The 24576-nt window shown below is 70.6% G+C and carries 23 protein-coding genes; 7 read left to right on the forward strand and 16 right to left on the reverse strand.

Features of this window, described 5'->3' with window-relative positions; all coding sequences use genetic code 11:
• The first annotated feature begins 40 nt into the window (after positions 1–40).
• Both ACWD2L_RS14785 and ACWD2L_RS14790 read left to right on the forward strand, forming a co-directional pair.
• Positions 41–583, forward strand: a complete 543-nt coding sequence (locus ACWD2L_RS14785) for a VanZ family protein (protein ID WP_351336909.1) — start codon at positions 41–43, stop codon at positions 581–583.
• Positions 584–669: 86 nt separating this feature from the next.
• A complete protein-coding gene (locus ACWD2L_RS14790) occupies positions 670–870 on the forward strand; it encodes a PspC domain-containing protein (RefSeq protein ID WP_351336906.1) in 201 nt (66 codons plus the stop codon).
• Between the two features lie 78 nt (positions 871–948).
• Here the strand turns inward: ACWD2L_RS14790 and ACWD2L_RS14795 are convergent, their stop codons facing one another.
• Positions 949–1275 (reverse strand): ATP-binding protein, encoded by a 327-nt coding sequence (locus ACWD2L_RS14795; protein WP_351336903.1) that lies wholly within the window; start codon positions 1273–1275, stop codon positions 949–951.
• Positions 1276–1422: 147 nt separating this feature from the next.
• A complete protein-coding gene (locus ACWD2L_RS14800) occupies positions 1423–2589 on the reverse strand; it encodes an adenosine deaminase (protein ID WP_351336900.1) in 1167 nt (388 codons plus the stop codon).
• A gap of 172 nt (positions 2590–2761) precedes the next feature.
• Between ACWD2L_RS14800 and ACWD2L_RS14805 the strand changes: the two genes are divergently transcribed.
• The gene (locus ACWD2L_RS14805) at positions 2762–3514 is read left to right on the forward strand and encodes an alpha/beta hydrolase (RefSeq protein ID WP_351336899.1); all 753 of its coding nucleotides are present in this window, start codon (positions 2762–2764) and stop codon (positions 3512–3514) included.
• 117 nt (positions 3515–3631) lie between these two features.
• On the opposite strand, the gene ACWD2L_RS14810 is transcribed toward ACWD2L_RS14805, so the two are convergent.
• The gene (locus tag ACWD2L_RS14810; RefSeq protein WP_351336896.1) at positions 3632–4609 is read right to left on the reverse strand and encodes a LysR family transcriptional regulator; all 978 of its coding nucleotides are present in this window, start codon (positions 4607–4609) and stop codon (positions 3632–3634) included.
• A 63-nt stretch (positions 4610–4672) separates the two neighbouring features.
• Between ACWD2L_RS14810 and ACWD2L_RS14815 the strand changes: the two genes are divergently transcribed.
• Together ACWD2L_RS14815 and ACWD2L_RS14820 are read left to right on the forward strand one after the other, a co-directional pair.
• Positions 4673–5962, forward strand: a complete 1290-nt coding sequence (locus ACWD2L_RS14815) for an MFS transporter (protein ID WP_351336894.1) — start codon at positions 4673–4675, stop codon at positions 5960–5962.
• Positions 5963–6112: 150 nt separating this feature from the next.
• The gene (locus ACWD2L_RS14820) at positions 6113–7090 is read left to right on the forward strand and encodes a sigma-70 family RNA polymerase sigma factor (RefSeq protein ID WP_351336892.1); all 978 of its coding nucleotides are present in this window, start codon (positions 6113–6115) and stop codon (positions 7088–7090) included.
• Here ACWD2L_RS14820 and ACWD2L_RS14825 read toward each other — a convergent pair.
• Positions 7001–7432: an STAS domain-containing protein gene (locus tag ACWD2L_RS14825; RefSeq protein WP_451189714.1), complete on the reverse strand. Its 432-nt coding sequence runs from the start codon at positions 7430–7432 to the stop codon at positions 7001–7003. The two genes, ACWD2L_RS14820 and ACWD2L_RS14825, sit on opposite strands and share 90 nt — an antisense overlap.
• Positions 7433–7529: 97 nt before the next feature.
• On the opposite strand from ACWD2L_RS14825, the gene ACWD2L_RS14830 reads away from it, so the two are divergent.
• Positions 7530–8462 (forward strand): AEC family transporter, encoded by a 933-nt coding sequence (locus tag ACWD2L_RS14830; protein ID WP_351336887.1) that lies wholly within the window; start codon positions 7530–7532, stop codon positions 8460–8462.
• Positions 8463–8754: 292 nt separating this feature from the next.
• Here ACWD2L_RS14830 and ACWD2L_RS14835 read toward each other — a convergent pair whose 3' ends face one another.
• Positions 8755–10032, reverse strand: a complete 1278-nt coding sequence (locus tag ACWD2L_RS14835) for a thymidine phosphorylase (protein ID WP_451189717.1) — start codon at positions 10030–10032, stop codon at positions 8755–8757.
• A gap of 162 nt (positions 10033–10194) precedes the next feature.
• Here ACWD2L_RS14835 and ACWD2L_RS14840 point away from each other — a divergent pair, with 162 nt between their 5' ends.
• Positions 10195–10887: a DNA alkylation repair protein gene (locus ACWD2L_RS14840; RefSeq protein ID WP_351345310.1), complete on the forward strand. Its 693-nt coding sequence runs from the start codon at positions 10195–10197 to the stop codon at positions 10885–10887.
• A 96-nt stretch (positions 10888–10983) separates the two neighbouring features.
• Here the strand turns inward: ACWD2L_RS14840 and ACWD2L_RS14845 are convergent, their stop codons facing one another.
• The 11 genes from ACWD2L_RS14845 to ACWD2L_RS14895 form a co-directional block, all read right to left on the reverse strand.
• Complete coding sequence (locus tag ACWD2L_RS14845; RefSeq protein ID WP_351345307.1) at positions 10984–11373, reverse strand: cytidine deaminase; 390 nt, start codon at positions 11371–11373, stop codon at positions 10984–10986.
• On the reverse strand, positions 11370–12626 hold the full coding sequence (locus ACWD2L_RS14850) for an ABC transporter permease (protein ID WP_351345304.1): 1257 nt from the start codon (positions 12624–12626) through the stop codon (positions 11370–11372). Before ACWD2L_RS14850 ends, ACWD2L_RS14845 begins: the two co-directional genes overlap by 4 nt.
• Positions 12623–13774, reverse strand: coding sequence for an ABC transporter permease (locus tag ACWD2L_RS14855; RefSeq protein WP_351345301.1), 1152 nt, complete (start codon positions 13772–13774; stop codon positions 12623–12625). The genes ACWD2L_RS14850 and ACWD2L_RS14855 overlap by 4 nt, the downstream gene beginning before the upstream one ends.
• Before the next feature lie 2 nt (positions 13775–13776).
• A complete protein-coding gene (locus ACWD2L_RS14860) occupies positions 13777–15345 on the reverse strand; it encodes an ABC transporter ATP-binding protein (protein WP_351345316.1) in 1569 nt (522 codons plus the stop codon).
• A 195-nt stretch (positions 15346–15540) separates the two neighbouring features.
• Positions 15541–16599: a BMP family lipoprotein gene (locus ACWD2L_RS14865; RefSeq protein ID WP_351345298.1), complete on the reverse strand. Its 1059-nt coding sequence runs from the start codon at positions 16597–16599 to the stop codon at positions 15541–15543.
• A 184-nt stretch (positions 16600–16783) separates the two neighbouring features.
• Positions 16784–17851, reverse strand: coding sequence for a BMP family lipoprotein (locus ACWD2L_RS14870; RefSeq protein WP_351345295.1), 1068 nt, complete (start codon positions 17849–17851; stop codon positions 16784–16786).
• Between the two features lie 301 nt (positions 17852–18152).
• Positions 18153–19418 carry an amidohydrolase gene (locus tag ACWD2L_RS14875; RefSeq protein WP_351346103.1) on the reverse strand — a complete coding sequence of 422 codons (1266 nt, stop codon included), beginning with the start codon at positions 19416–19418 and terminating at the stop codon, positions 18153–18155.
• A gap of 248 nt (positions 19419–19666) precedes the next feature.
• Positions 19667–20692: a hypothetical protein gene (locus ACWD2L_RS14880; RefSeq protein WP_451189723.1), complete on the reverse strand. Its 1026-nt coding sequence runs from the start codon at positions 20690–20692 to the stop codon at positions 19667–19669.
• 80 nt (positions 20693–20772) lie between these two features.
• Positions 20773–21732, reverse strand: coding sequence for an N-acetylneuraminate synthase family protein (locus tag ACWD2L_RS14885; RefSeq protein ID WP_351345090.1), 960 nt, complete (start codon positions 21730–21732; stop codon positions 20773–20775).
• A gap of 14 nt (positions 21733–21746) precedes the next feature.
• Complete coding sequence (locus ACWD2L_RS14890) at positions 21747–23048, reverse strand: N-acylneuraminate cytidylyltransferase (protein WP_351345093.1); 1302 nt, start codon at positions 23046–23048, stop codon at positions 21747–21749.
• A 38-nt stretch (positions 23049–23086) separates the two neighbouring features.
• Positions 23087–24388, reverse strand: a complete 1302-nt coding sequence (locus tag ACWD2L_RS14895; RefSeq protein WP_351345096.1) for a DUF6716 putative glycosyltransferase — start codon at positions 24386–24388, stop codon at positions 23087–23089.
• Between the last annotated feature and the right edge of the window lie 188 nt (positions 24389–24576).

The following is a 24576-nucleotide window of genomic DNA, read 5'->3' on the forward strand; positions in this document are numbered from 1 at the left end:
GGGCGGAACCGATCCTGCCGCGTCCGGCGTCTAGGGGTGCGTGCAGCGCCATCGCTCGAGCGGCCAAAGGGCCGCCGTCCGTTTCCGTGCGGCGGGGATCGCCCTTCTCGCCGCGCATCTCCTCTTCGTTGCCTGGTTCACGCTGCGCCCCCTGGACGTGCCCTGGGTCAGCGCGGCGAACCTGCACCCCTTGGCCGGCATCCGCTCCGACCTCGCGCTCGGCAGGCGCGAGGCGGCGCTGCGTATCGGTGAGGGCCTGGCGCTGCTCGCCCCGCTCGGCGTGCTGCTGCCCGTCGCGGGCGGCCGCCTGTACGTGTCGTTGTGGGGTTCGCTTGTGCGCACGGTCGTCATGGCCGCACTGATCTCGCTCGGCATCGAACTGCTGCAGACCGGCGTGCCCGGCCAGGTCGTGGACATCGACTCGCTGTTCCTGAACACGATGGGCGTCGCGCTCGCCCACCTCCTCGTGGTGCCCGCCCTGCGCTCCCGGCTACGCCGCTGGGCGGAGCACGTCCCCCTCCCCCCGCAGGAGCCGCTTCAGGGTCCGACCCCGACGATTTCCAGGGTCGGCATCGCCCCGTGAGCTGACGTTTTACCCGGTCGAGCGGCGTACCTTCGAAGACGTAAGCACGACACACCGAAGACATACGGTTCGCGAAGGAGCCCACCATGACCGCCCTTGCCCGCCCCACGAACGGACGGATGATCGGCGGAGTGTGCGCAGCGCTGGCACGGCGCTTCGGCACCTCCGCGGCCACGATGCGCGTGATTTTCTTGGTCTCGTGCCTGCTGCCGGGCCCGCAGTTCCTGCTCTACATCGTGCTGTGGATCCTGTTCCCGAGTGAGAACAAGGTCCGCCAGGCCTGGTGACGTCCGTTCGCATCCACGCCGAAGGGGCGCATCCGCGTGATCGCGGGTGCGCCCCTTCGGCGTGTGCGGTGGGTCGGGTCAGCCGAGCGGGCCGACCGGCAGGCCGCCGAGCAGCCCGGAGACCGGGTCGCCGTCGAGCGGCAGGGCGCCCTTCGCGGCCTGGTCCACGACCGGCGTGGCCGTGGTCAGGCCGTTGGCCACGGCGCCCTGAGCGGCGGACACGGACTCGGCACCGGCGGGCAGCGTCGACGCCACGTCCTGCAGCGGGAGGGCGGAGGTCACGGATCCGACGGTGCCGGCGGCGTCGGGCACGGCCGGGGCGGCGTTCGCGGCACCGGCACCGGCGGCGGCGAAAGCGGCTCCGAGAGCGGCGACACCGAGGGTCTTGGCAGCAGAGTGCTTCATTGTGAAATGCGTCCTCTTGACGATGACGGGGGAATGAGCGGTCCACGACCGTAAACATTCCTCCGCTGCACCCGCAAACAGCGAACCGCCGGGAAAAGCGGTCGGGAACAAGCGTTCCCGACCGCTTCAATGTCCCCCGGAAAGGCCCTACTCGGCGGCAGACCCGCTGGTGGAAGCGGTCTGACGGAACAGCCATTCGGATTTCAACTCGGCATATCCGGGCTTGACGACGTCATTGATCATGGCCAGTCGTTCATCGAAAGGAATGAATGCTGACTTCATCGCATTGACGGAAAACCACTGCATGTCGTCGAGCGTGTAACCGAACGCGTCGACCAGGTGCTCGAATTCGCGGCTCATCGACGTACCGGACATGAGGCGGTTGTCCGTGTTGACCGTCGCCCTGAAGTGCAGCTTCCGCAGCAGCCCGATGGGGTGCTCCCCGTAGGAACTCGCGGCACCGGTCTGCAGGTTCGACGAGGGGCACAGCTCAAGCGGGATCCGCTTGTCGCGCACGTACGAGGCGAGGCGGCCCAGCTGTACGCTGCCGTCGGCCTCCACCTTGATGTCGTCGATGATGCGCACACCGTGCCCGAGCCGGTCCGCGCCGCACCACTGCAACGCCTGCCAGATGGACGGAAGGCCGAAGGCCTCGCCCGCGTGGATCGTGAAGTGGTTGTTCTCCCGCTTGAGGTACTCGAAGGCGTCGAGGTGGCGGGTGGGCGGGAAGCCGGCCTCCGCTCCCGCGATGTCGAAGCCGACGACGCCCAAGTCCCGGTATCCGTTGGCGAGTTCGGCGATCTCCAGGGCGCGGGCCGCGTGCCGCATCGCGGTGAGCAGGGCGCCGACGCGGATGCGGTGACCGCTCTCCTTCGCGCGCCGCTCGCCTTCCCTGAAGCCCTCGTTGACCGCCTCGACGACCTCTTGGAGGGTGAGCCCCTGTTCCAGGTGCTGCTCCGGGGCGTAGCGGACCTCGGCGTAGACGACGCCGTCCTCGGCGAGGTCCTCGGCGCACTCGGCGGCGACCCGAACCAGCGCCTCGCGCGTCTGCATGACGGCGCAGGTGTGACTGAACGTCTCCAAGTACCGCTCCAGGGAACCGGAGTCGGCCGCTTCACGGAACCAGACGCCGAGCTTGTCGGCGTCGGCCTCCGGCAGGTTCTCGTACCCCTGCTCGCGGGCCAGGTCGACGGTCGTGCCGGCCCTGAGGCCGCCGTCGAGGTGGTCGTGCAGGAGCACCTTGGGCGCGCGACGGATCTGCTCGGCGGTCGGCACCCGGGGGCTGTTGGGGTTCGCGGTGATCGGGCTCGTCATTTCCGCACTCTAACTCCTACGCGCGTAGATCGCTGCGGTTCGTTGCCAGTTCGTTGCGAGGAGTGAGGAGGAGCGAGGGGGACGGGCGTGGGCCGCCGGGCATGATCCGTCGATACGCAACAGTGACCCGCTCCACCGGCGGCGTACGCCGGGCTTCTGACACTGTGCAGTCATGCAGCAGCGAGCGACGCAGAGCCGCGAGGCGCGGCTTGCCAAGGCGGCCGGGCCGGTGCCGGGAGCGGTGGGCGGCGTCGTGCTGCTGCTCCCCGCGGGCGAGGAGACGTCGGCCCGCAGACCCTCCCCCATGGACCGGGCCGCGCTGCGCCCGCTCGCCCGCCGCCTCACGCGCGCGGGGCGGGACGCCGGCCTCGTCACGCATGTCGTGCAGTACCGGTGCCGCGGCTGGAACGGGACGCAGGCCGAGCTCGCGCGCGATGCCCGGTGGGCGGCCGACGAGGTGGTGCGCCGCTACGGGGACGTACCGATCTGCCTCGCGGGCATCGACATGGGGGGCCGAGCCGCGCTGCACGCGGGTGGCCACGAGGCCGTCAACTCCGTTCTTGCTCTTGCCCCTTGGCTTCCGGAGGACGATGTGGCGGCGCCGCTCGAACCGGTCAAGCAGCTCGCGGGGCGCCGGGTCCTGATCGTGCACGGGACCGATGACCGGCGTACGGACCCGGAGTTGTCCTTCCGGCTCGCGGGCCGTGCGAAGAAGGCGAACCGGGATGTGTGCCGGTTCGAGGTGCATTCGGACGGGCACGGGTTGGCGCAGCATCGGTATGAAGTGGGCTCGCTGGCGGTGGACTTCGTGCTGGGCACGTTGTTCGGGCGGCCGTTTTCGCGGCCGCTTCAGGATGCGTTTGCGGCGCCGCCGCCGTTGGGGTTGCGGATGCCGCTTGCCGCCGGCTTTGGGCGGACGTTGTAGTGCTGCTGCGGCGTCGGGCCTACGTCGCGGAGCTCTGCCCCGGACCCCGCTGGCTCTCGTCCGACGGCGGGGCTTGAAAGACCTGCTCAAACGCCGCAGGGGCTTAAAAGACGCGCCTCAATCGCCGGCGGGGCTTGAAATGTGCTCCGGTAGGAGTCTTCCCCTGCGGGAGAGCAGGAACTTCTTGAAGGCGGCTACCGGAGGGGTGTCCGGGTGGCCGTCGAGCCAGGCGACGCCGATTTCGCGGACGGCGCGTTGGCCGGTCACCGTCAGTTCCACGACTCCCGGGCGTGGCACGGTCGGAGGTGGGAGGAGGGCGACACCGAGGCCCGCCGCGACGAAGCCGCGCAGCGTCTCGGTCTCCTCGCCCTCGAACGCGACCCGCGGCTTGAACCCGGCCTCCGCGCACAGGTCGTCGAAGATGCGGCGCATCCCGTAGCCGGGTTCGAGGGTGACGAAGGTTTCCTCTGCCGCCTCCTCCAGACGGATGCGCTTACGGGCCGCGAGGCGGTGGTGGTCGGGGACGACGAGGCGCAGGCGCTGCTCGTCGAGGCGGCGCGCGACCAGGCCCGGCTCGTCCGGGACGGGCGAGGTGAGGCAGAGGTCCAGTTCGCCCGCGCGCAACCGCTCCAGCATCGCCTCTCCGTAGTTCTGCACGAGGCTGAAGCGGATGCGGGGGTATTCGGCGCGGAAGGCGCGGATCAGACCGGGCACCGTCTCCGTACCCATCGTGTGCAGGAAGCCGAAGGCGACCTTCCCGGACTCGGGGTCGGCGTCGGCGCGCACCGACTCGGCCGCCTTCTCGACCTCGCCGAGCGCGCGCTCCACCGAGGAGAGGAAGGTGCGGCCCGCGGGGGTCAGCGACACCGTGCGACCGTGCCGGGCGAACAGCTCGACGCCCAGGTCGCGTTCGAGGCGGACCATGGCACGGGAGAGCGTGGACTGCGGCATGTTCAACTCCTGCGCCGCGCGCGTGACGTGCTCGGTGCGGGCGACCCCGGCGAACTGGACGAGGCGCGGGGCGAGCAGCGTGACGATGTCTTCCGTGTCACTGAACGGTGGCAGTTGCCGCTGTGCCCTGTGCTCATGCTCCATGGGAACGATTATGGCGTCTTCATGCATTGGACGCATGAACGCAGGTGAGCCTACGTTCAGTGCATGTCACCTGCCAGTAGCCCGGCGGCCGTCTCCACCGACGCGGTCGCCGACACCCAGCCCGCCGCCGACACCCGGTTGACGCCCGGCGGTCCCGGTTACCGCCGCATGAGCTTCGCCCTGTTCCTCGCCGGAGTCGCCACCTTCGCGCTCCTCTACTCGACGCAGGCACTGCTCCCCCTCATCTCCGACGGCTACGGCGCGAGCGCGAGCGCGGCGGCCTGGACGGTGTCCGCGTCGACCTTCGCGCTCGCCGTGTGCGTGCTGCCGCTGAGCGCGCTGTCCGAGCGGTTCGGGCGGCGCACGGTGATGACCGCCTCGCTGTCGGTGGCGGTCGCGGTGGGGCTGCTGGTTCCCTTCGCCCCGAACCTCACCGTGCTGATCACGCTGCGCGCGCTGCAGGGCGCGGCCCTCGCGGGCCTTCCTGCTTCCGCGATGGCGTATCTCGCGGAGGAGGTACGGCCGAAGGCGCTGGTCGCGGCCATCGGGCTGTTCGTCGCGGGCAACTCCATCGGCGGCATGAGCGGCCGGATCATCGGCGGCTGGCTCGCGCAGGCGTGGGGCTGGCGAGTGGCCCTCGGAGTGATCGGCGTGATCGCGGTGGCGTGCGCCGTCGCGTTCCGGATGCTGCTGCCGGCGCCGCGTCACTTCACGCCGGGCTCGCTGCGCCCGCGCGCCCTTGCCGCCACGGTCGGCAGCCATCTCGCGAACCCGCTGCTGCGCCGCCTGTACCTGATCGGCGCGCTGTTCATGATGGTGTTCGGCGGCGTCTACACGGTGATCGGCTACCGGCTGTCCGCCGCGCCGTTCTCCCTCCCGCAGGGTGTCGTCGGCTCGATCTTCATCGTCTACCTGGTGGGGACCGTCTCCTCGGCGGCCGCGGGCCAGCTCGTGACGCGGCTCGGCAGGCGCGGCACGCTGTACCTGTCGGCGGGCACGACGATGGCGGGGCTGCTGCTCGCCCTCGTCCCGAACCTCGTCCTCGTCCTGCTGGGCCTCGTGCTGATCACGGCGGGCTTCTTCGCGGGCCACGCGACGGCCTCGTCGTCCGTCAGCCACACCGCCACGCACGGGCGGGCGCAGGCCTCGGCGCTCTACCAGACCATGTACTACGTCGGGTCCAGCGTCGGCTCGGCGGTCGGCGCGGTCGCCTTCCACGCGGGGGGCTGGTCGGGGACGGTGGGCCTCGGCTTCCTCGCGGTGCTCGGCGTCGTGGCGATCACGGTGTGGGGGTCGTACGCGGCGCGGTCCGCGCGGCACCGGACGGGCGGCCCCACGGTCGCGGCGCACTGAACCACTGCCACTGGCGTTACCGAACCGGCCTTCCGACCTGGACTTTTTCCCGGTCGGGGGGCCGTTGTCAGTGGGCTGCGGTAGCTTTCGGAGTGCTGGGCCGGACACTGTTCCGTGCCTGTAACTCACCGCGGCAATGGGGGCGTTGGAATGAGTGACACCGCGACGCAGGCCGGGCTGGACGACCTGGAGAAACACCGGGTCGAGCTGACCGGGTACTGCTATCGGATGCTGGGCTCGGCGTTCGAGGCCGAGGACGCCGTGCAGGACACGATGGTGCGGGCCTGGCGCAGCTTCGACAAGTTCGAGGGCCGGTCCAGCCTGCGCTCCTGGCTGTACCGCATCGCGACGAACGTGTGCCTTGACTCGCTGAACGCGGGGAACAGGCGGGCCCGCCCGATGGACCTGACGGCGGCGGCGCCGCTCGCCCAGGCCGCACTCAACCCCCGCCCCGACAATGTGTGGCTCGAGCCCGTCCCGGACGCCCGCGTGCTGCCCGCGGTGCACGATCCGGCGGAGGCGGCCGTGGCGCGGGAGTCGGTGCGGCTCGCGTTCGTCGCCGCGCTCCAGCAGCTGCCGCCGAAGCAGCGGGCGGTGCTGATCCTGCGCGAGGTCCTGGCGTGGAAGGCGCAGGAGGTAGCGGACCTGCTCGACACGTCGGTGGCTTCGGTGAACAGCGCGCTGCAGCGAGCGCGGGCGACGCTGGCGGAGTCCCCGCCCGCGGACTCCGCGACGTCCGATCCGCTCGACGAGGAGCAGCAGAAGCTCCTGGAGCGCTACGTCGCGGCGTTCGAGGGCTACGACATGAAGGCCCTCACCGAACTGCTCGCCGAGGACGCCATCATGACGATGCCGCCGTTCGACCTGTGGCTGCGCGGCCCCGAGGACATCACGGGCTTCATGACGACGATCGGCGCTTCCTGCGCGGGTTCGCGCCTGCTGCCGGTGGTGTCGAACGGGACGCCGGCGTTCGCCCACTACAAGCCGGATCCGGACAAGGGAGGCTTCACGCCCTGGGCGATCCAGGTCGTCGAGTTCTCAGCGGGGCGGATCGCGGGGTACCACTGCTTCCTGGACACGCAGCGCTGGTTCCCGCTGTTCGGCGTCCCGGACCATCTCGACGCCTGACTCCTCGCCGGCAGGCGCGCCCAGCACCTCGGCCATCCCTGCGAGTCCGAGGAGCACGGCGAGTCCCGCGGGCGGGTCGCGGAGCACCATCCGGGATCCGGCGCGGCGGGCGGCGAGCTGCATCCGGGCGAGCGCGTCGAGGGTCGCGAGGTCTGCGGTGGTCACGCCGGAGACGTCGCAGGTCACGGTCGGCGCCCCCGGCAGGGCGGCGCCGAGGCGCTCGCACAGCCGGGGCGCGTCACCGGAGCGGATCGGCCCGGCGAGCACCACGACGGGCGGGGACTCGGGAGAGAGCGAGGAAGCGGACACGTACGAATGACCGTGCGGCGGTGCGGAATTCATCGGTCCCGTGCGCAGACGGGCACGTGGGCCGGGTCACGTTGTTCCGGATAGTGGATCAACGTTGACCGGGGATCCGTTCACGACGGAGTCTTGACGCGTGCAGGGGGTACTCAACGGTTTCGCGGTCATCGCGATCGTCATCGCGGTCGGCTACGTCATCGGGCGGCGCGGCCACCTGGGCGCGGAGGGCCGCGAGGTCCTCACCAAGCTGACCTTCCATGTGGCGACGCCCGCGCTGCTGTTCACGATGCTGGCCAAGGCGGACCTGGCGGTGATCCTGTCGCCGAGCCTGGTCGTCACGGCGCTCTCCACGGCGGCGATGGCCGGGCTCTTCATCGCGGCGAGTGTCGTACGCGGGTGGGGTGCGGGCCGGACCACGATCGGGGCGCTGTGCTCGAGTTACGTGAACTCGGGGAACCTGGGCATCCCGATCGCGGTGTACGTCCTCGGGGACGCGTCGCTCGTCGCCCCGGTGCTGCTCTTCCAGCAGCTCGTTGTGACACCGGTGGCGCTGACGGTGCTCGATCTGTCGGGGGCGGCGGCCGGTGCGGCGCGGTTGTCGTGGGGGCAGCGGCTGCTGACGCCGTTCCGGAACCCGATCGCGATCGGGTCGCTGTGCGGGGTGCTGGTGTCGGCGGCGGGGTGGACGGTGCCGTCGCCGGTCTTCGACCCGCTGGAACTGATCGCGAACATGTCGGTGCCGGCGATCCTCATCGCGTTCGGCATCTCGCTGTGCGGGAGTTCCTGGCCGGGTGGCCGAGGCGCGGACCGGGGGCCGGTGCTGTTGTCGACGGTGCTGAAGGTGGTGGGGCAGCCGGTGGCGGCGTGGGCGCTGGCGTCCTTCGTGTTCGGGCTGCATGGGGCGCGGTTGCTGGACGTCGTGGTGACGTCGGCGCTTCCGGCGGCCCAGAACATCTTCACGTACGCGAGTCACTATCGGGTGGGGGAGCGGTTGGCGCGGGAGTCGATTCTGTTGTCGACGATGGGGGCGGTGCCGGTGCTTGTGGTGGTCGCGGCGTTGTTGGGGTGACCATCACGTTGACGCGGGCCGCTGCCCCGGGCCCCTCCGCGCCCCCGTCCCCACGCCTCGGGGCTCCGCCCCGGACCCCGCGCCTCAATCGCCGGCGGGGCTTGATTTTGCCGCAGGGGCTTGATCTATCAATCCCCTGCGGCGATTGAGCAGGCCCGCCCGGCAGGGCCGCTTATAGCCCCTGCGGCGATTGAGCAGGCCCGTCCGGCAGGACTTTCGGGTAGGCCCACCCACCCAGCCCGCCCGGCGATTGAGGGCTTTCGGGAAGGGGCGGGGTGGGGGATTGGCGCGGTCAGGCGATGCGTTCCAGGACTGTCCGGGGCGGGATGAAATCGGTGGCCGTGGGAGCCGTGTCGTATGACCCCTCCAGGGCCTCCAGGGCGTACGCGAACCGCTCGGGCGTGTCCGTGTGGAGGGTCATCAGGGCCTGACCCGCGGAGACGGAGCCCCCCGGCTTGGCGTGGAGTTCGACACCCGCCGCCGCCTGGACCGGGTCCTCCTTGCGGGAGCGCCCCGCCCCGAGGCGCCAGGCAGCGAGGCCCACACCCATCGCGTCGAGACGGGTGAGCACACCGGACTCCCCCGCCGTCACCACATGCGTCTCACGCGCCGTCGGCAGCGCCGCATCCGGGTCCCCGCCCTGCGCCGCGATCATCCGCCGCCACGCGTCCATCGCACGACCGTCGGCGAGCGCCTTCGCCGGGTCGACGTCCGTCAGGCCCGCCGCGTCGAGCATCTCGCGGGCGAGGGCGAGGGTCAGCTCCACGACGTCGTCGGGGCCGCCGCCCGCCAACACCTCGACGGATTCGCGGACTTCGAGCGCGTTGCCCGCGGTCAGGCCGAGCGGGGTGTTCATATCGGTGACGAGGGCGACCGTCGGCAGGTTGTGGTCCGTGCCCAACCCGACCATCGTGCGGGCGAGTTCGCGGGCGGCGTCCAGTTCCTTCATGAAGGCACCCGAGCCGACCTTCACGTCGAGGACCAGCGAGCCCGTGCCCTCCGCGATCTTCTTCGACATGATCGAGGACGCGATGAGCGGGATGCACTCGACGGTGGCCGTGACGTCGCGGAGCGCGTAGAGCTTCTTGTCGGCGGGGGCGAGGCCGCTGCCCGGCGCGCAGACGACCGCGCCGACGTCCTCCAGGGTGCGCATCATCTCGTCGTTGGTGATGTTCGCGCGCCAGCCGGGGATCGCCTCCAGCTTGTCGAGCGTGCCGCCGGTGTGGCCGAGGCCGCGGCCCGACAGCTGCGGCACGGCCGCGCCGCAGGCTGCGACGAGGGGCGCGAGCGGCAGCGTGATCTTGTCGCCGACGCCGCCCGTGGAGTGCTTGTCGGCGGTGGGACGGGAGAGGGAGGAAAAGTCCATCCGGTCACCGGAGTTGATCATCGCGGCGGTCCAGCGGGCGATCTCCGCGCGGTCCATCCCGTTCAGGAAGATGGCCATGGCGAGGGCCGACATCTGCTCGTCGGCGACGTCGCCCCGCGTGTACGCGTCGACGACCCAGTCGATCTGGGCGTCCGTGAGGCGTCCGCGGTCCCGCTTCGTACGGATGACGGAGATGACGTCCATGGCAAATCCTCCAACGGTTCAGCACAGCGTGGCGCACCCGGCACGCTCCACGGCACGGCGGCGACTCTACGCGCATAGACGCTCCGCGTGAAGTGTGCCGGCGACCTCGCCGCGCCGTACCGTGAGACCCCCGCCGAGACGAACAGGAAACAGGAGGCCGCTGTGCCCGAGACCGAGACCGAGGCGACCGCCGCGACGGTGCGCGAGCTGCTCGACGAGCTGGCCGGGCTCGAGGATCCGAGGGCGCGCGCCGTCAACGAGCGGCACGGCGACGACCACGGCGTGAATCTGGGCAAGCTGCGAGCGATCGCGAAGCGCCTCAAGACGCGGCAGGACCTCGCGGTCGAGCTGTGGGCGACCGGTGACACGGCGGCGCGGCTCCTCGCGCTTCTCGTCTGCCGGCCGAAGGCGTTCGGGGAGGGGGAGCTGGACGCGATGCTGCGGGCGGCGCGGGCGCCGAAGGTGCGGGACTGGTTGATCAACTATGTGGTGAAGAAGAGTCCGCACGCCGAGGCGTTGCGGCTGGCCTGGCTCGACGACGAGGATCCCTCGGTCGCGGGGGCCGGGTGGGCGTTGACCGCGGACCGTGTGGTGAAGAGGCCGGAAGGGCTTGACCTGTCGGGGTTGCTTGACGTCATCGAGGCGGAGATGGGGGGCGCGCCCGAGCGGCTTCAGTGGGACATGAACACGTGTCTCGCGCAGATCGGGATTGCGCATCCCGGGCAGCGTGACCGTGCGGTTGCCGTCGGCGAGCGGCTCGGTGTGCTCAAGGAGTATCCGACGTCGGCGGGGTGTACGTCGCCGTATGCGCCCACGTGGATCGCGGAGATGGTGCGGCGGGCCGAGCGGAGCTGATCCGCCGCACCGGCGTTACGGACACGGGGCTCCGCCCCGGACCCCGCTGCTCGATCGCCGCGGGGGGGCTTGATTGGCTCGATCGCCGCAGGGGCTTTACGTGCTCAGGTGCTCCGGGCCGAACGCCTCCGGCAGCATCTCCCCCAGCGTCCGCACCCCCGCCCCCGTCTCCAGGAGCAGCTCCCGGCCCCCGAACTCGTACAGCAGCTGTCGGCAGCGGCCGCAGGGCATCAGGAGTTCGCCCTTGCCGTCCACGCACGTGAAGTGGGTGAGGCGGCCGCCGCCGGTCGCCACCAACTCCGACACGAGGCCGCACTCCGCGCACAGGCCCAGGCCGTACGAGGCGTTCTCGACGTTGCAGCCGGAGACCGTGCGGCCGTCGTCGACGAGGGCCGCGGCGCCGACCGGGAAGCCCGAGTACGGGGCGTACGCGCGGGACATGGCCTCGCGAGCCGCCCCTCTCAGGTGGTCCCAGTCGACCGTCACGTGCCCTGCCCCTTCCGGTACGGCTTCCCGTTCGCCTTCGGCATGCGCAGGCGCTGTGCCGAGAGTGCCAGGACGAGCAGGGTCAGGACGTACGGCATGGCCGTGGCGACCTGGCTCGGTACCGAATCGGTGGAGGAGTACCAGAAGAAGAGGAGGACGGAGACGGCCAGGGTGACGACCGCGCCCACGTACTTCTTCTTCCAGATCAGCCAGGCCACCGCGAGGAGCGCGAGAATCGCGATGAGGAGGAGCAGGGCGTGGGTGTTCTCGGTGCCGCCGCGCACCTTGAGCGTGTCGCTGTAGCCGAACAGGCCGGCGCCCAGGGCGAGTCCGCCTGGCATCCAGTTGCCGAAGATCATCGCGGCGAGGCCGATGTAGCCGCGGCCTCCGGTCTGGCCCTCCAGGTAGTAGTTGGAGGAGACCATGGAGAGGAACGCGCCGCCGAGGCCGGCCAGGGCGCCGGACGCCAGCACGGCGATGTACTTGTACTTGATGACGTTGACGCCGAGGGACTCGGCCGCGACGGGGTTCTCGCCGCAGGACCGCAGGCGCAGGCCGAACGACGTGCGCCACAGGATCCACCAGGAGGCGGGGACCAGGAGCACCGCGATCAGCGTCAGCCAGGACACGCCCGTCATGACGCCGCCGAGCAGGCCCGCGATGTCGGAGATCAGGAACCAGCCGTGTTTGTTGAGGTCGGCGAGGGCGTCCGCGAGGCCGGGGACCGTGAACTCGCCGAGGGACGGCACCGCGGGCGACTGGCGGGAGGTCGCGCCGTCCATCCCGTCGTACATCAGGACGGAGAGGTAGCGGGTGGCGCCGAGGGCGAGGATGTTGATGGCCACACCGGAGACGATGTGGTTGACGTTGAAGGTGACCGTGGCGATCGCGTGCACCAGGCCGCCGAGCGCCCCGCCGATCAGGGCGGCGAGCACGCCGACCCAGGGGCCCCACTGGTAGCCGGCCCAGGCGCCGAACCAGGTGCCGAGGATCAGCATGCCTTCGAGGCCGATGTTGACGACGCCCGCGCGCTCGGCCCACAGTCCGCCGAGGCCCGCCATGCCGATGGGTACGGCGAGTTGGAGCGCGGTCGACATCTGGCTGACGGAGGTCAGTCCGTTCGCGTCGGTGATCAGGCGGACCGCGGAGACCAGGCAGAGCAGGCCCGCGATGATCAGGAGCAGGACGGAGAGGCTGAGCTTGCGGCGCGCCGTGGGCGCTGCGGGCTTGTCGAGAACGGGAGCCGTACTCATCGGGCGGCCACCTCCGGCTTCTTGTCGTTGTTGTCGGAGGCGCTCAGCACGTGGCCCGCGGCGAGTTCGGCGCCGACGCGCTGCTGCTGGCGGCGGGTGCCCCAGACGCGGACGGCCTCGTAGGAGACGACGACGGCGATCACGATGAGGCCCTGCATGATCGTGGCGATCTCGGAGCTGTAGCCCTGGAGGTCCAGCGGGTCGGCCGCGTTGAACAGCCACGACAGGAGGAGGGACGCGAGGGCCATGCCGACCGGGCTGTTGCGGCCGAGCAGCGCCACGGTGATCGCGTTGAAGCCGAGCGCGGCCGGGAACGAGTCGGAGAAGGTGTGCGTCGAACCGAGCAGGGTCGGCAGACCGGCGAGGCCCGCGACGGCGCCGGACAGGAGCATGGCCGTGAGGACCATCTTCTTCGCCGAGACGCCGGAGGCGGCGGCCGCGGTGTCGGAGGCTCCGGAGGCGCGCAGGTCGAAGCCGAAGCGGGTGCGGTTCAGCATCACCCAGTAGACGATGCCGAGGGCGATCGCGACGAAGACGAAGCCGTAGACGGTGCCGACCGCGTCGCCCATGTTGATGCCGGGGAACCAGCCGGCCTTGTCCATCTCGCCGGTGGTGCGGTTGTTGCCGACGGCGACGCCGAAGGCGTCCTCCAGGGTGAGGTACGCGATGACCGAGGCTGCGATCGAGTTCAGCATGATCGTGGAGACGACCTCGCTGACGCCGCGGGTCACCTTGAGGATGCCCGCGATGCCCGACCAGATCGCGCCGGTCAGGGCCGCCGACAGGATGAGCAGCGGGATCTGGAGGAAGGCCGGGAACGCGATGTGTGCGCCGACGATGGCGGCGACGCAGGCGGCGAGCCGGTACTGGCCCTCGACGCCGATGTTGAAGAGGTTCATCCGGAAGCCGATGGCCACGGCGAGCGCGCCGACGTAGAGGCCGGCGGCGTCGTTGATGATGAGTACCTGGACGTCGGAGAACGTCGCCTGCTCGAACATGATCGAGAACGGTTCGACGGGGTTCTCGCCGGAGGCCACGAGCACGATCGCGGTCAGGGCGAACGCCACGACGAGCGCGATGACCGGTCCCGCCACCGCGAGAAGGATCCGCTCTGTGTCGATGGCGGCCCATCGCTTACGGATGTTCATGGTCAGGCACCGTCTTCCGTGTGCTCCAGGTGGCCCGAGGCCGCACCGGTCATGGCGGATCCCAGCTCTTCCGGGGTGATGGCGGCCGGGTCGGCGTCGGCGACGAGGCGGCCGTCGTAGATGACCCGGAGGGTGTCGGAGAGGCCGATCAGTTCGTCGAGGTCGGCCGAGATGAGCAGCACGGCGAGCCCCTCGTGGCGTGCCGCGCGGATCTGGTCCCAGATCTGGGCCTGCGCGCCGACGTCCACTCCGCGGGTGGGGTGGGCGGCGATCAGGAACTTGGGCGTGTGGCTCATCTCGCGGCCCACGATGAGCTTCTGCTGGTTGCCGCCCGACAGGGAGTCCGCGGTGACGTCGATGCCGGGGGTGCGGACGTCGTACTCCTTGACGATCCGCTCGGTGTCGGCCTGCGCGGCCTTCGGGTCGAGCCAGAAGCCCTTGCTGTTGGGCCGCTCGGTGACGTGGCCGAGCATCCGGTTCTCCCACAGCGGGGCGCTCAGGATGAGCCCGTGGCGGTGCCGGTCCTCGGGGATGTAGCCGATGCCGGACTCGCGGCGCCTGCGGGTGGCCCAGGAGGTGATCTCGTCGCCGAGGAGTGTGATGGTGCCGCTGTCCGCGTGCTCCAGGCCGATGAGCGCCTCGATCAGCTCGGTCTGCCCGTTGCCCTCGACGCCCGCGAGGCCGAGCACCTCGCCGGCGTGGATGGTGAAGGTGACGCCGTCGAGGAGCGGTTTGCCGCCGCCCGGGGCCGCGAGGCGCAGCTCCTCGACCTCGACGACGGGGCGGTCGGTGACGGTGGACTCCGCCGTCTCCGGGGTGGGCAGTTCGCTGCCGACCATCAGCTCGGCGAGCTGCTTCGACGTGGTCTCGGCGGGGACGGCGGTGCCGACCGTCGTGCCGCGCCGGATGACAGTGATCTCGTCGGCCACGGAGAGGACTTCGCCGAGCTTGTGCGAGATGAAGATGACGGACAGGCCCTCGGCCTTGAGCCCGCGCAGGTTGTCGAAGAGCGCGTCGACCTCCTGCGGGACGAGCACGGCGGTCGGCTCGTCGAGGATCAGGGTCGTGGCGCCGCGGTAGAGGACCTTGAGGATCTCCACGCGCTGCCGGTCGGCGACGCCGAGGTCCTCGACGAGGACGTCGGGGCGCACCCCGAGCCCGTAACGCTCGGAGAGCTCAAGGATCTTGCGGCGGGCCCTGCCGCCGATCCCGTACAGCTTCTCGCTGCCGAGGACGACGTTCTCCAGGACGGTGAGGTTGTCCGCGAGCATGAAGTGCTGGTGGACCATGCCGATGCCGCGGGCGATGGCGTCGGCGGGCGAGGAGTAGGTGACCTGCTCCCCGGCGATGGCGATGGTGCCCTCGTCCGGCTTCTGCATGCCGTAGAGGATCTTCATCAGGGTGGACTTGCCCGCCCCGTTCTCCCCGACCAGGGCGTGCACGGTGCCCTTGTGGACGGTGAGGCGGATGTCGTGGTTGGCGACCACGCCGGGGAACCGCTTGGTGATGCCCTTGAGTTCTACGGCGACGGGGGCCGTGGAATCGGCCGGCGGGGAGCTTGACGTGGCGATGGCGCACTCTCCTGGGGAAGGGGGTCGCCTACGCGGAGCGCCCCAACAGCGGTGTGCGAGAAGTGAGTTCGAGCAGGATCGCAGATACGGGGCGCGAGGCAGAAGGCTCCTCCCCAAGGAGGAACGGTCACCTCCCAGGAGGGAACAGTTCCCCGCTGGGAGGGGCCGGCCACCCCGCGCCCGGCTTCCCGCGTGCTACTTCTTGGGCTTCTCCGGCACCTTCACGGAGCCGCCGACGATGCCCTGCTCGGCCTTCTTCAGGGCCGCCTGGAGCTTGGAGTCGCTCTTGAACTCCGGGTTGGAGTCGGCGAGCGAGACCTCGCCGGACTTCAGGTCGCCGGTGACGACACCGGTCTCCGGCTTGCCGTCCTGGACCGACTCCGCCAGGTTGAGGATCGCCTTGGCGACGTCCTTGGTGGCGGAGGTGATGATGTACTTCTTGTACTTCTTCAGCGGGGCCTGCGCGTACTGGTCGGAGTCGACGCCGATCGCGTACGCCTTCTCGGCGGCGGCCGCCTCGATGACGCCCTGACCCGACAGGCCGGCCGCGTGGTAGACGACGTCGGCGCCGTCCTCCAACTGCTTCTCGGCGGCGGCCTTGCCGAGGTCCGGCGAGGCGAAGCCCTTGGCGGGGTCCTCGTCGAGGTACTGCACCTCGACCTTTACGCCCTTCTTGGTGTCGGCCACGCCCTGCTCGAAGCCCGCTTGGAACTTGTTGATCAGCGCGTTGTCGACGCCGCCGACGAAGCCGACCGTGTCCGACTTCGTCTTCATGGCCGCGGTGACACCGGCGAGGTACGAGACCTCGTTCTCCTGGAAGACCAGGTCGGCGATGTTGTCGCCCTTGGCGGTCGCGTCGTCGACGATGCCGAAGGTGGTCTTCGGGTACTTCGCGGCGGCCTCCTTGACGGCGGGCGCGTACGCGTAGCCGATGCCGACGACCGGGTTGTAACCCATCTTCGCCAGCTGTACGAGGCGCTGGGTCTTGTCGTCGTCCGACTCCCCGTCCTTCGGCTCCTGGTCGGCGACCTCGTAGCCGAACTTCTTCTTGGCCTGGCGGAGGCCGTCGTACGCGGCGTCGTTGAACGACTGGTCGCCCTTGCCGCCCACGTCGTAGGCGATGGCGAGGCCCTTTTCCTTGCCACCGTCGGAGGACGACTGGGCGTCCGACGAGGTGCCTCCGCAGGCGGAGAGGGCGAGGGCGAGCGAGGCGGTCGCGGTGCCTGCGACCGCTATACGGGAAACCCGGCGCATGAGAAGTGCTCCTTCGTACAAGCGCCGGAACGGCAGGGGGCCGACGCTGAGTTCGCCGCAGAGTAACGCGCGTAGACCCGACAGAGAACCCTGGTTGTCCAGACTGTTATCGACGGGGGTACGAGGCCGTATACGGCCGGGTTTGCGGTGCCGCCGGTGAAGGCGGTCGGCGGCACCGTTCGGGTCACTTCTTCTTCGGCTTGGTGTCGACCTTGATGGAGCCGTCGACGATGCCCTTCTTGGCCTTGGCGACCGCGTCGGAAAGACCGGCGATCTCCTTGAACTTCGGGTTGGACTCCGAGGCCCCCACGCCGTCGACCTTGAGGTCGAAGGTCTGCACGCCGGTCAGCGGCTTGCCGTCCTCGACGGACTTGGCCAGCGAGTAGACGGACTCGCCGACTTCCTTGAGCGCCGAAGTGAGGATGTAGTCCTTGTACTTGGCGAGCGTCTTCTGCTTGTACTGGTCGGAGTCGACGCCGATGACCCATGTCTTCTGCTCGGCGGCCGCCTTGATGACGCCCTGCCCCGAAAGACCCGCCGCGTGGTAGATCACGTCGGCGCCGTCCTCCATCTGCTTCTCGGCGGCGGCCCTGCCGAGGTCGGGGCTGGCGAAGCCCTTGGCCGGGTCCTCGTCGAGGTACTGGACCTCGATGTCCACGCCCTTCTTGGTGTCGGCCACGCCCTGCTCGAAGCCGGCCTCGAACTTGTTGATCAGTTCGTTGTCGACGCCGCCGACGAAGCCGACGTGGTCGGACTTGGTGGCCTTGGCCGCGGCGACGCCGGCCAGGTAGGAGGACTCGTTCTCGGCGAAGACCAGGGAGGCGACGTTCTTGCCCTCGACGACCGAGTCGACGATGCCGAAGGTCGTCTTCGGGTACTTCTTCGAGGCTTCCTTCATCGCCGGGCCGTAGGCGTAGCCGATGCCGACGACCGGGTTGTAGCCGGCCTTCGCGAGGTTCGCGAGCCGCTGCGCCTTGTCGTCGTCGGACTCGCCGTCCTTCGGCTCCTGGTCGGCGGTCTTGTAGCCGAACTCCTTCTTCGCCTTGAGCATGCCCTCATAGGCGGAGTCGTTGAACGACTGGTCCCCCTTGCCGCCGACGTCGTACGCGATGGCGAGGCCGAGCTTCTTGCCGCTCTCGTCGCCGCCTCCGCCCTTCTCGCTGCTGGTGCCGCCGCAGGCGGTGGCGGCGAGCGCGAGGCCGACGACGGTGACCGATATGTGCGTGAGCCGGGACGTACGAGTTGGACGCATGGTGGGGTGCTCCTTCGTCAACACGCCGTGTGGGGCGCTGAGTTCGGCGGAGCGTAACGCGCGTAGCGGGGTGGGGCGGGGGGTTGTGCGGCGCCGTTATGCATTTGTGCCGCTGCCCCGTCACGTACGGGTTCCCCGCCCCCCCCCCGCCCCCCCCCGGCCACGGGGCTCCGCCCCGGACCCCGCTGCTCAATCGCCGCAGGGGCTTGAATTGCCCAATTCCCGCCGATGGCTGATCTGCCGAGCGACATCAAGCCCCGCCGGCGATTGAGGCGCGGGGTCCGGGGCAGAGCCCCGGCTTTTACGCCGGTGCGGCTGTGCCGTCCAGGAGGGCTGCCGCCGTGAAGAGTTCTACGCCGACCGTGATCGACGACTCGTCCACGTCGAAGTCGCCCTGGTGGAGGTCACGGGAGCCCCGGTCACCGGGTGGCTTCACGCCCAGGCGGGCCATCGCCCCGGGAACGTGCTCCAGGTACCAGGAGAAGTCCTCACCACCGAGGCTCTGCTGCGTGTCCTCGACGGAATCCGCACCCCGCCGGGCCGTCATGGCATCCCGCAGAAGATCCGTGACCGCCGGGTCGTTGACCACCGGAGGCACCCCGCGGATGTAGTTGACCACCGGCTTCGCGCGGTACAGGTCCGCGATCTCCTGGACGGCACCGTGCACCAGGTCCGGCGCGGCGCGCCACGCGTCCAGGTCCAGACACCGCACCGTGCCGGACAACTCCGCATGCTGCGGGATCACGTTGCACGCGTGCCCCGTTTCCAGGCGCCCCCACGTCACGGCGAGCCCCGAGCGCGCGTCGACCCGGCGGGCGACGACCGCCGGAACCTCCGTGGCGACCTTCGCCGCGGCGGTCACCAGGTCCGTGGTCAGGTGCGGACGCGCCGTGTGCCCGCCGGGCCCGTCGAGCGTGACCTCCAGGCGGTCGCAGGCCGACGTGATGGGCCCCGGCCTGATCCCGATCCGCCCCGCGTCGACCTTCGGGTCGCAGTGCACGCCGATGATGCCGCGTACGCCGTCGAGCACCCCGCACTCGATCGCGTCGGGCGCGCCGCCGGGCAGCACCTCCTCCGCGGGCTGGAACAGCAGCCGTACGGGGTGCGGCAGTTGACCCTTGCGGTGCAGATCCGCGAGGACGAGCCCGGCGCCCAGCACGACCGTGGTGTGCACGTCGTGACCGCACGCGTGCGCCCGGTCCGGCACCGTCGACCGGTACGCGCAGTCCGTCTTGGTGTCCGGGATCGGCAGCGCGTCGATGTCGGCCCGCAGCGCCAGCATGCCGCGCCCGCCGCGCCACTCTCCGCCCTCGGTGCCGATGTCACAGATGAGGCCGGTCCCCATGCCGAGAAGGCGCGGCGCGAGCCCCGCCTTCTCCAGGCGGGACTTGAGCGCCGCGGTGGTACGGAACTCCTGATTGCCCAGCTCGGGGTGCATGTGCATATCGCGCCGGAAGGCGACGAGTTCGGCGCGGAGCGCCTCGGGCAGCGCACCTGGAAGTGCGGTGCCCGGCACGGATTCCCCGGGTTTCTCGGCCTCTGACTCACGGGACTTCGACTGGTTCACCCTCTGAAGGGTAGGGCGATGCAGGGGCCAACTAACGTCCGATCAACAAAAGTTCAGCCGGATTGGCGTAAGAAAATGGGTCGCGATGCGCATGTGGATCGCACAGGAGGGGTATCAAGTCTCTTTTCGAGCGGCGCCTCAGCCGGCGACGACGACCTCACCCCTTCAAGCCCCTGCGGCGTTTGAGCAGGTCCTTCAAGCCCCGCACTTGTGACGAGGGCCCGCGGAGCCCCGGGGGTTCGGCGGGCTTAATACGCCCGCACCGCCCCCCGCGCCGACCCCGAGATCCCCGCCAAGAACCCCTGCGCATGGTCGGAGACCCCGTGGCTGAGCCACGCCGGATCGATCTCGCAGATCGCAACCTTCACCCCCGTCCCCGCGAGAGCGATCGGCAGCGTGTGCACCACCGTCGACGGAAAACTGAGGATCGTCCGGCCTATGGGCCCGCGCCGGGCGATCAGTTCCAGGGGGAGGTCGGGGCGGACGATCTCCAGGCCGGTCTCCGCGGCGAGGCGGTGGAGCTTGTCGGCGCTCTCGCGGCGGTGCGCGAAGTAGCGGGTGGCGCCGTGCGCGCGGGCCAGTTCGCGCACCGCGCCGACGTACTGCTCCAGGTCGACGACTCCCGTCTCCACCAGGGACGTTCCGACCATGTCGGCGCCGCGCGTGATCCGGGGCGGCCCGAACCGGGCGCGGGTCCAGGCGTAGTCGTTGGAGGACACCGTGACGCCCTCGGGGACCTCGGCCACCGGCATCGACGTGAACACGGACACGGAGTCGCGGCGCGCGTGCCCGGTGAGCCTGCGGCGCGCGACGGCCGCGACGGGGCCGAAGACGAGGTCGCGCGGGCCCGCCCTGCCACCGCGCCGGTGCCAGCGCACGAGCCGTTCGCCGCGCACCAGTTGGGCGACGAACTCCATGGTGGCGGTGCCGTCGTCGACGACGACGAGCTCGCGGGCGTGAGTGATCGTGAGCAGCAGCTGTACGTAGCGGGAGAACGGGTCGCCGAGGACGATCCGGTCGGCCCTGCGCAGCGAGGGGGCGAGCCCGCCGATCGTCTGGAAGGGCGCGGCCGCGCCACCGCGGGCCTCCTCCCAGCGCACGGTGTGCCCTTCGGTGCGGGCGAGCGCCGCCATGCGGCGCAGCTGGCCGCGGGTCATCGGGTCGGTGGGCGAGAGCACCACGACGGTCGCGGTGACCTCCTGGTGGTGCGCCCACTCCAGAACGTTGAGGAGCTGTACCGGGCTCTCGACGAAGCACAACGTACTGCCGGACATGCGGGCCCTCCCGAGGGCGCCGGGGCGGTCGGGCGCGGCCTCCACCGCGCCCGACCGCCCACGATTCGTTCCGAGGTTCGTCAGACGCCCACCGGCTCGCCGGCGGCGACGGCGATCTCCGCGTCGGCGACGACGCCCGGAACGCGGCGCAGCTTCTTCATCGGGCCGAGCTCGGACTCGTAGACCTTCTTGACGCCGTCACCGAGGGACTCCTCGATGGTGCGGATGTCGCGCACGAGGCGCGTGAGACCCTGCGGCTCCACGGAGGCGGCCTGGTCGGAGCCCCACATGGCGCGGTCGAGGGTGATGTGACGCTCGACGAAGGCGGCGCCGAGGGCGACGGCCGCGAGGGTCGTCTGGAGGCCCGTCTCGTGGCCGGAGTAGCCGATCGGGACGTTCGGGTACTCGCCCTGGAGGGTGTTGATGACGCGGAGGTTGAGCTCCTCGGCCTGCGCCGGGTACGTCGACGTGGCGTGGCACATCAGGATGTTGTCCGAGCCGAGGACCTCCACCGCGTGGCGGATCTGCTTCGGCGTCGACATGCCGGTGGAGAGGATGACGGTGCGGCCGGTGGCGCGCAGGGCGCGCAGCAGCTCGTCGTCCGTGAGGGACGCGGAGGCCACCTTGTGGGCGGGGACGTCGAACTTCTCCAGGAAGGCGACAGCCTCGGTGTCCCACGGGGAGGCGAACCAGTCGATGCCGCGCTTCTTGCAGTACTCGTCGATGGCCCGGTACTCGTCCTCGCCGAACTCGACGCGGTGCCGGTAGTCGATGTACGTCATGCGGCCCCAGGGGGTGTCGCGCTCGATGTCCCACTGGTCGCGCGGCGTGCAGATCTCGGGGGTGCGCTTCTGGAACTTGACGGCGTCGCAGCCGGCCTCGGCGGCGGCGTCGATCAGCCGGAACGCGTTCTCCAGGTCACCGTTGTGGTTGATGCCGATCTCGCCGGTGATGTAGACGGGGCGGCCGGGGCCTGCCTCGCGCGAACCGAACGTGCGGATACGGGAGTCGGACGCGGGGGAAAGGGGAGCGTTGGACATGGTGGGTACGTTCCTTACTTGGTGAGCGGGTCGAGGGAGTCGAGAGAAGGGCCGAGGATCCAGCCGGCGATCTCTCGGATCGCGCCTTCGCCTCCGGGGACGGTGGTGACGGCGCGTGCGGCGCCGCGCACGACGTCATGGGCGCTCGCGACCGCCACGGGCCAGCCCGCGAGGGCGAAGCACGGGAGGTCGTTGACGTCGTTGCCGACGTAGAGCACGCGCTCGGGCGCGATGCCCTGTTCCTCGCACCACTGCTTCAGTGCGAGGTCCTTGCGGTCGATGCCGTGCAGGACCGGGATCTTGAGTTTCCGGGCCCGTGCGGCGACGACCGGGTTCACTTCCGTGGACAGGATCAGCAGTTCGAGGCCGCTCTTGCGGAGGGCAGCGATGCCGAGTCCGTCACCGCGGTGCACGGTGACGAGTTCCCGTCCGTCGGAGTCGATCAGCACCTTGTCGTCGGTCTGGGTGCCGTCGAAGTCGAGGACGACCGCGTCGACGTCTTCCCTGGAGGGGAGGACGGACTGCTGGTCGAAGAGGGGGGCCAGCGCGCGGGCGCGCGCGAGGTCGTGCGGATCGTCGATCTCGAGTACGCGCGCGGGGTCGGTGCGCACCAGTTCGGTGCGGCCGAAGAAGCGGTGCTCGTGGCGGCGGAACCCGCTGGTCTCCATGGCGTAGACGGCGCCGGTCTCCAGGAGGTCCTGGGGCCGGTCCTGGCGCATCTGGCGCTGCGACTTGTCGTGGTTGACGCCGTAGCCGCCGCCGGTCGCGGTCCCGATCCCGGTCTTCCGGTCGGCGAGGACGGCGACGCCGCCCTCAACTGCCGTGCTGTGTACGGAAGCCGACTGCGGTTCGTCCGCCTCGTCCCGCCACACGAACCCGTGGAACGCGGCGACGGTCAGCGCGCTGTCGGCCCCCTTGTCGAGGACCGCGCCGACCACCGCGTCGATGTCCTCCCGTACGAGGAAGGGGCTGGTGCACTGGACGAGCAGCACCACGTCGACGGCCGCGCCGTGCAGCGCCTCGTGCGCGTCCATGGCGTGCAGCACGGCCGCCTCGGAGCTGGACTTGTCGCCGGCGATGGCGGTGGGCCGGATGACGACCTCGGCGCCCGCGTCCCGCGCTGCGGCGGCGATGGCGTCGTCGTCGGTGGAGACCACGACGTCGGTGACCTGCCGGGTGGCGAGGCACTCGCGCACGGCGCGGGCCACCAGGGGCATGCCGCCGACCGGGGCGAGGTTCTTCGCCGGTACGCCCTTGGAGCCGCCGCGGGCGGGGATCACGGCGAGGACGCGGCGGACGGGCTCGGGTTCGGTCATGTGCGCTTCTCCTTCGGGGGGTTGAGGGTTCTGAGGGCTCACAGCTCCCCCATCCGCCGGATCGCGGGGGCGACGCGCTGCACCCCGTGCCGGTAGGCGCCGCGGGCGGCCCGCCGCACGACCTGCCGCACGGGACCCGGCGCCCGGTCGGCCGCGGGCGCGCCGGGCAGCGGGCTGCCGTCGGGTGCGAGGTGGTGGCGGGCGAGGATGCGCGGCAGGTAGCCGGGGGCGGTGGTGCGGCTGTAGTACGGCGCCAGCGGGGGCCGGTCCTCGGCGAGCAGGTCGGCGACCGTGGCCCGCACGCCGTCGAAGGCGCGCTCGTACGTGCCGTCGGCGGCGACGCCCTGCCGGGCGAGCCACTCGGGGTCCGGTGCGGGCCGCAGACCCGCGTCCAACTGGTCCCAGGACGCAAGGCAGTTGGAGCCGGTGAAGTGGTGGTTGCCGAGTGCCTCGCGCACGCCCAGGTCGGTGAGCAGCGCGGTCGGGATGCGCCGGTGCAGGGATTCGAGGGCGGCGGTGGAGCTGACCGTGACGAGCAGGTCCGTGCGGTCGAGGACCTCGCCCATGTTCCCGTACACGAGCCGGAGGTTGGCGGGGAGTTCGCGGCGCTGCGCGAGCTTCTGGTAGGGGATCTCCTCGATGTGCGTGGTGTGTTCGCCGGGCTTGCTGCGCAGCTTGAGCAGCACCTCGCGGTCGGGATGCGACTCGGCGTGCCGCACGAGGCGGCCAAGCAGGTAGTCGCGGTCGGCCGCGGTGTCGGGTACGGACGGCTGGGCGGCGAAGGTCACCGTGTACGGCTCGCGTTCGCCGGTGTACGGCTCGCCGCCGAGGAACGGCAGCGCGCACTCGGTCACCGCGGAGGCGTCCGCGCCCACCCCCTCGTACACGGCGCGGAACCGGTCCGCGTCGTAGGCGGAGTTGGCGAGCACCACGTCGGCGCCGTGCCGCAGGAGGAGGCCGTCGGCGAGCTTTTCGTAGACGACGCCGACGTAGCCGGTGACGACGACGGGGCGCCGCACCGCTCCCCGCCAGGCGTGGGCGAGGCCGTGCAGGGCGGCCTGGACTCCCCCGCCGACGACGGCGAGCACCACCACGTCGTACGCTTCGGGCTCCATCTCGCGGAGGAATTCGACGGCCGTGACCTCGCGCAGGCTGTCGGCGCGGACGCCGATCTCGCGGAGCTGGCGCGGGGTCGGGGTGGCCCGGCCGCGCAGCAGATAGCCGTCGAGTGCGACGCCTTCGGAGGCGATGCGGGCGGCGGTGAGCGACCCCCATTTCCACCGGGTGTCGGAGTCCGCGAGCACCGCGACCCTGAGCGAATTTCCGTTCCTTACTGGCACACCGACGAAGTTAGGAAGCAATTCCGAGCCGCGGCCCAACCAGAATGCAACAAAGGGTTAACAGCAAACCGACGAATGGCGAATCGGCCCCGGAAACGACCCGCGCCAGGGCCGGTTAACGGTCCCGCCACGCTTCGTTCACCTGATATCAAGGCGACGGTCAAGACGAATGCCGGGCCGCACCCTAA

Source organism: Streptomyces sp. NPDC002754, assembly GCF_053592315.1.

Bases quoted from the DNA above. Each gene is read 5' to 3' on its own strand.
- ACWD2L_RS14790 (WP_351336906.1), top strand. From the start codon at position 670: ATGACCGCCCTTGCCCGCCCCACGAACGGACGGATGATCGGCGGAGTG.
- ACWD2L_RS14795 (WP_351336903.1), bottom strand. From the start codon at position 1,275: ATGAAGCACTCTGCTGCCAAGACCCTCGGTGTCGCCGCTCTCGGAGCC.
- ACWD2L_RS14800 (WP_351336900.1), bottom strand. From the start codon at position 2,589: ATGACGAGCCCGATCACCGCGAACCCCAACAGCCCCCGGGTGCCGACC.
- ACWD2L_RS14805 (WP_351336899.1), top strand. From the start codon at position 2,762: ATGCAGCAGCGAGCGACGCAGAGCCGCGAGGCGCGGCTTGCCAAGGCG.
- ACWD2L_RS14810 (WP_351336896.1), bottom strand. From the start codon at position 4,609: ATGGAGCATGAGCACAGGGCACAGCGGCAACTGCCACCGTTCAGTGAC.
- ACWD2L_RS14815 (WP_351336894.1), top strand. From the start codon at position 4,673: ATGTCACCTGCCAGTAGCCCGGCGGCCGTCTCCACCGACGCGGTCGCC.
- ACWD2L_RS14820 (WP_351336892.1), top strand. From the start codon at position 6,113: ATGAGTGACACCGCGACGCAGGCCGGGCTGGACGACCTGGAGAAACAC.
- ACWD2L_RS14825 (WP_451189714.1), bottom strand. From the start codon at position 7,432: ATGAATTCCGCACCGCCGCACGGTCATTCGTACGTGTCCGCTTCCTCG.
- ACWD2L_RS14835 (WP_451189717.1), bottom strand. From the start codon at position 10,032: ATGGACGTCATCTCCGTCATCCGTACGAAGCGGGACCGCGGACGCCTC.
- ACWD2L_RS14850 (WP_351345304.1), bottom strand. From the start codon at position 12,626: ATGAGTACGGCTCCCGTTCTCGACAAGCCCGCAGCGCCCACGGCGCGC.
- ACWD2L_RS14855 (WP_351345301.1), bottom strand. From the start codon at position 13,774: ATGAACATCCGTAAGCGATGGGCCGCCATCGACACAGAGCGGATCCTT.
- ACWD2L_RS14865 (WP_351345298.1), bottom strand. From the start codon at position 16,599: ATGCGCCGGGTTTCCCGTATAGCGGTCGCAGGCACCGCGACCGCCTCG.
- ACWD2L_RS14870 (WP_351345295.1), bottom strand. From the start codon at position 17,851: ATGCGTCCAACTCGTACGTCCCGGCTCACGCACATATCGGTCACCGTC.
- ACWD2L_RS14880 (WP_451189723.1), bottom strand. From the start codon at position 20,692: ATGTCCGGCAGTACGTTGTGCTTCGTCGAGAGCCCGGTACAGCTCCTC.
- ACWD2L_RS14885 (WP_351345090.1), bottom strand. From the start codon at position 21,732: ATGTCCAACGCTCCCCTTTCCCCCGCGTCCGACTCCCGTATCCGCACG.
- ACWD2L_RS14890 (WP_351345093.1), bottom strand. From the start codon at position 23,048: ATGACCGAACCCGAGCCCGTCCGCCGCGTCCTCGCCGTGATCCCCGCC.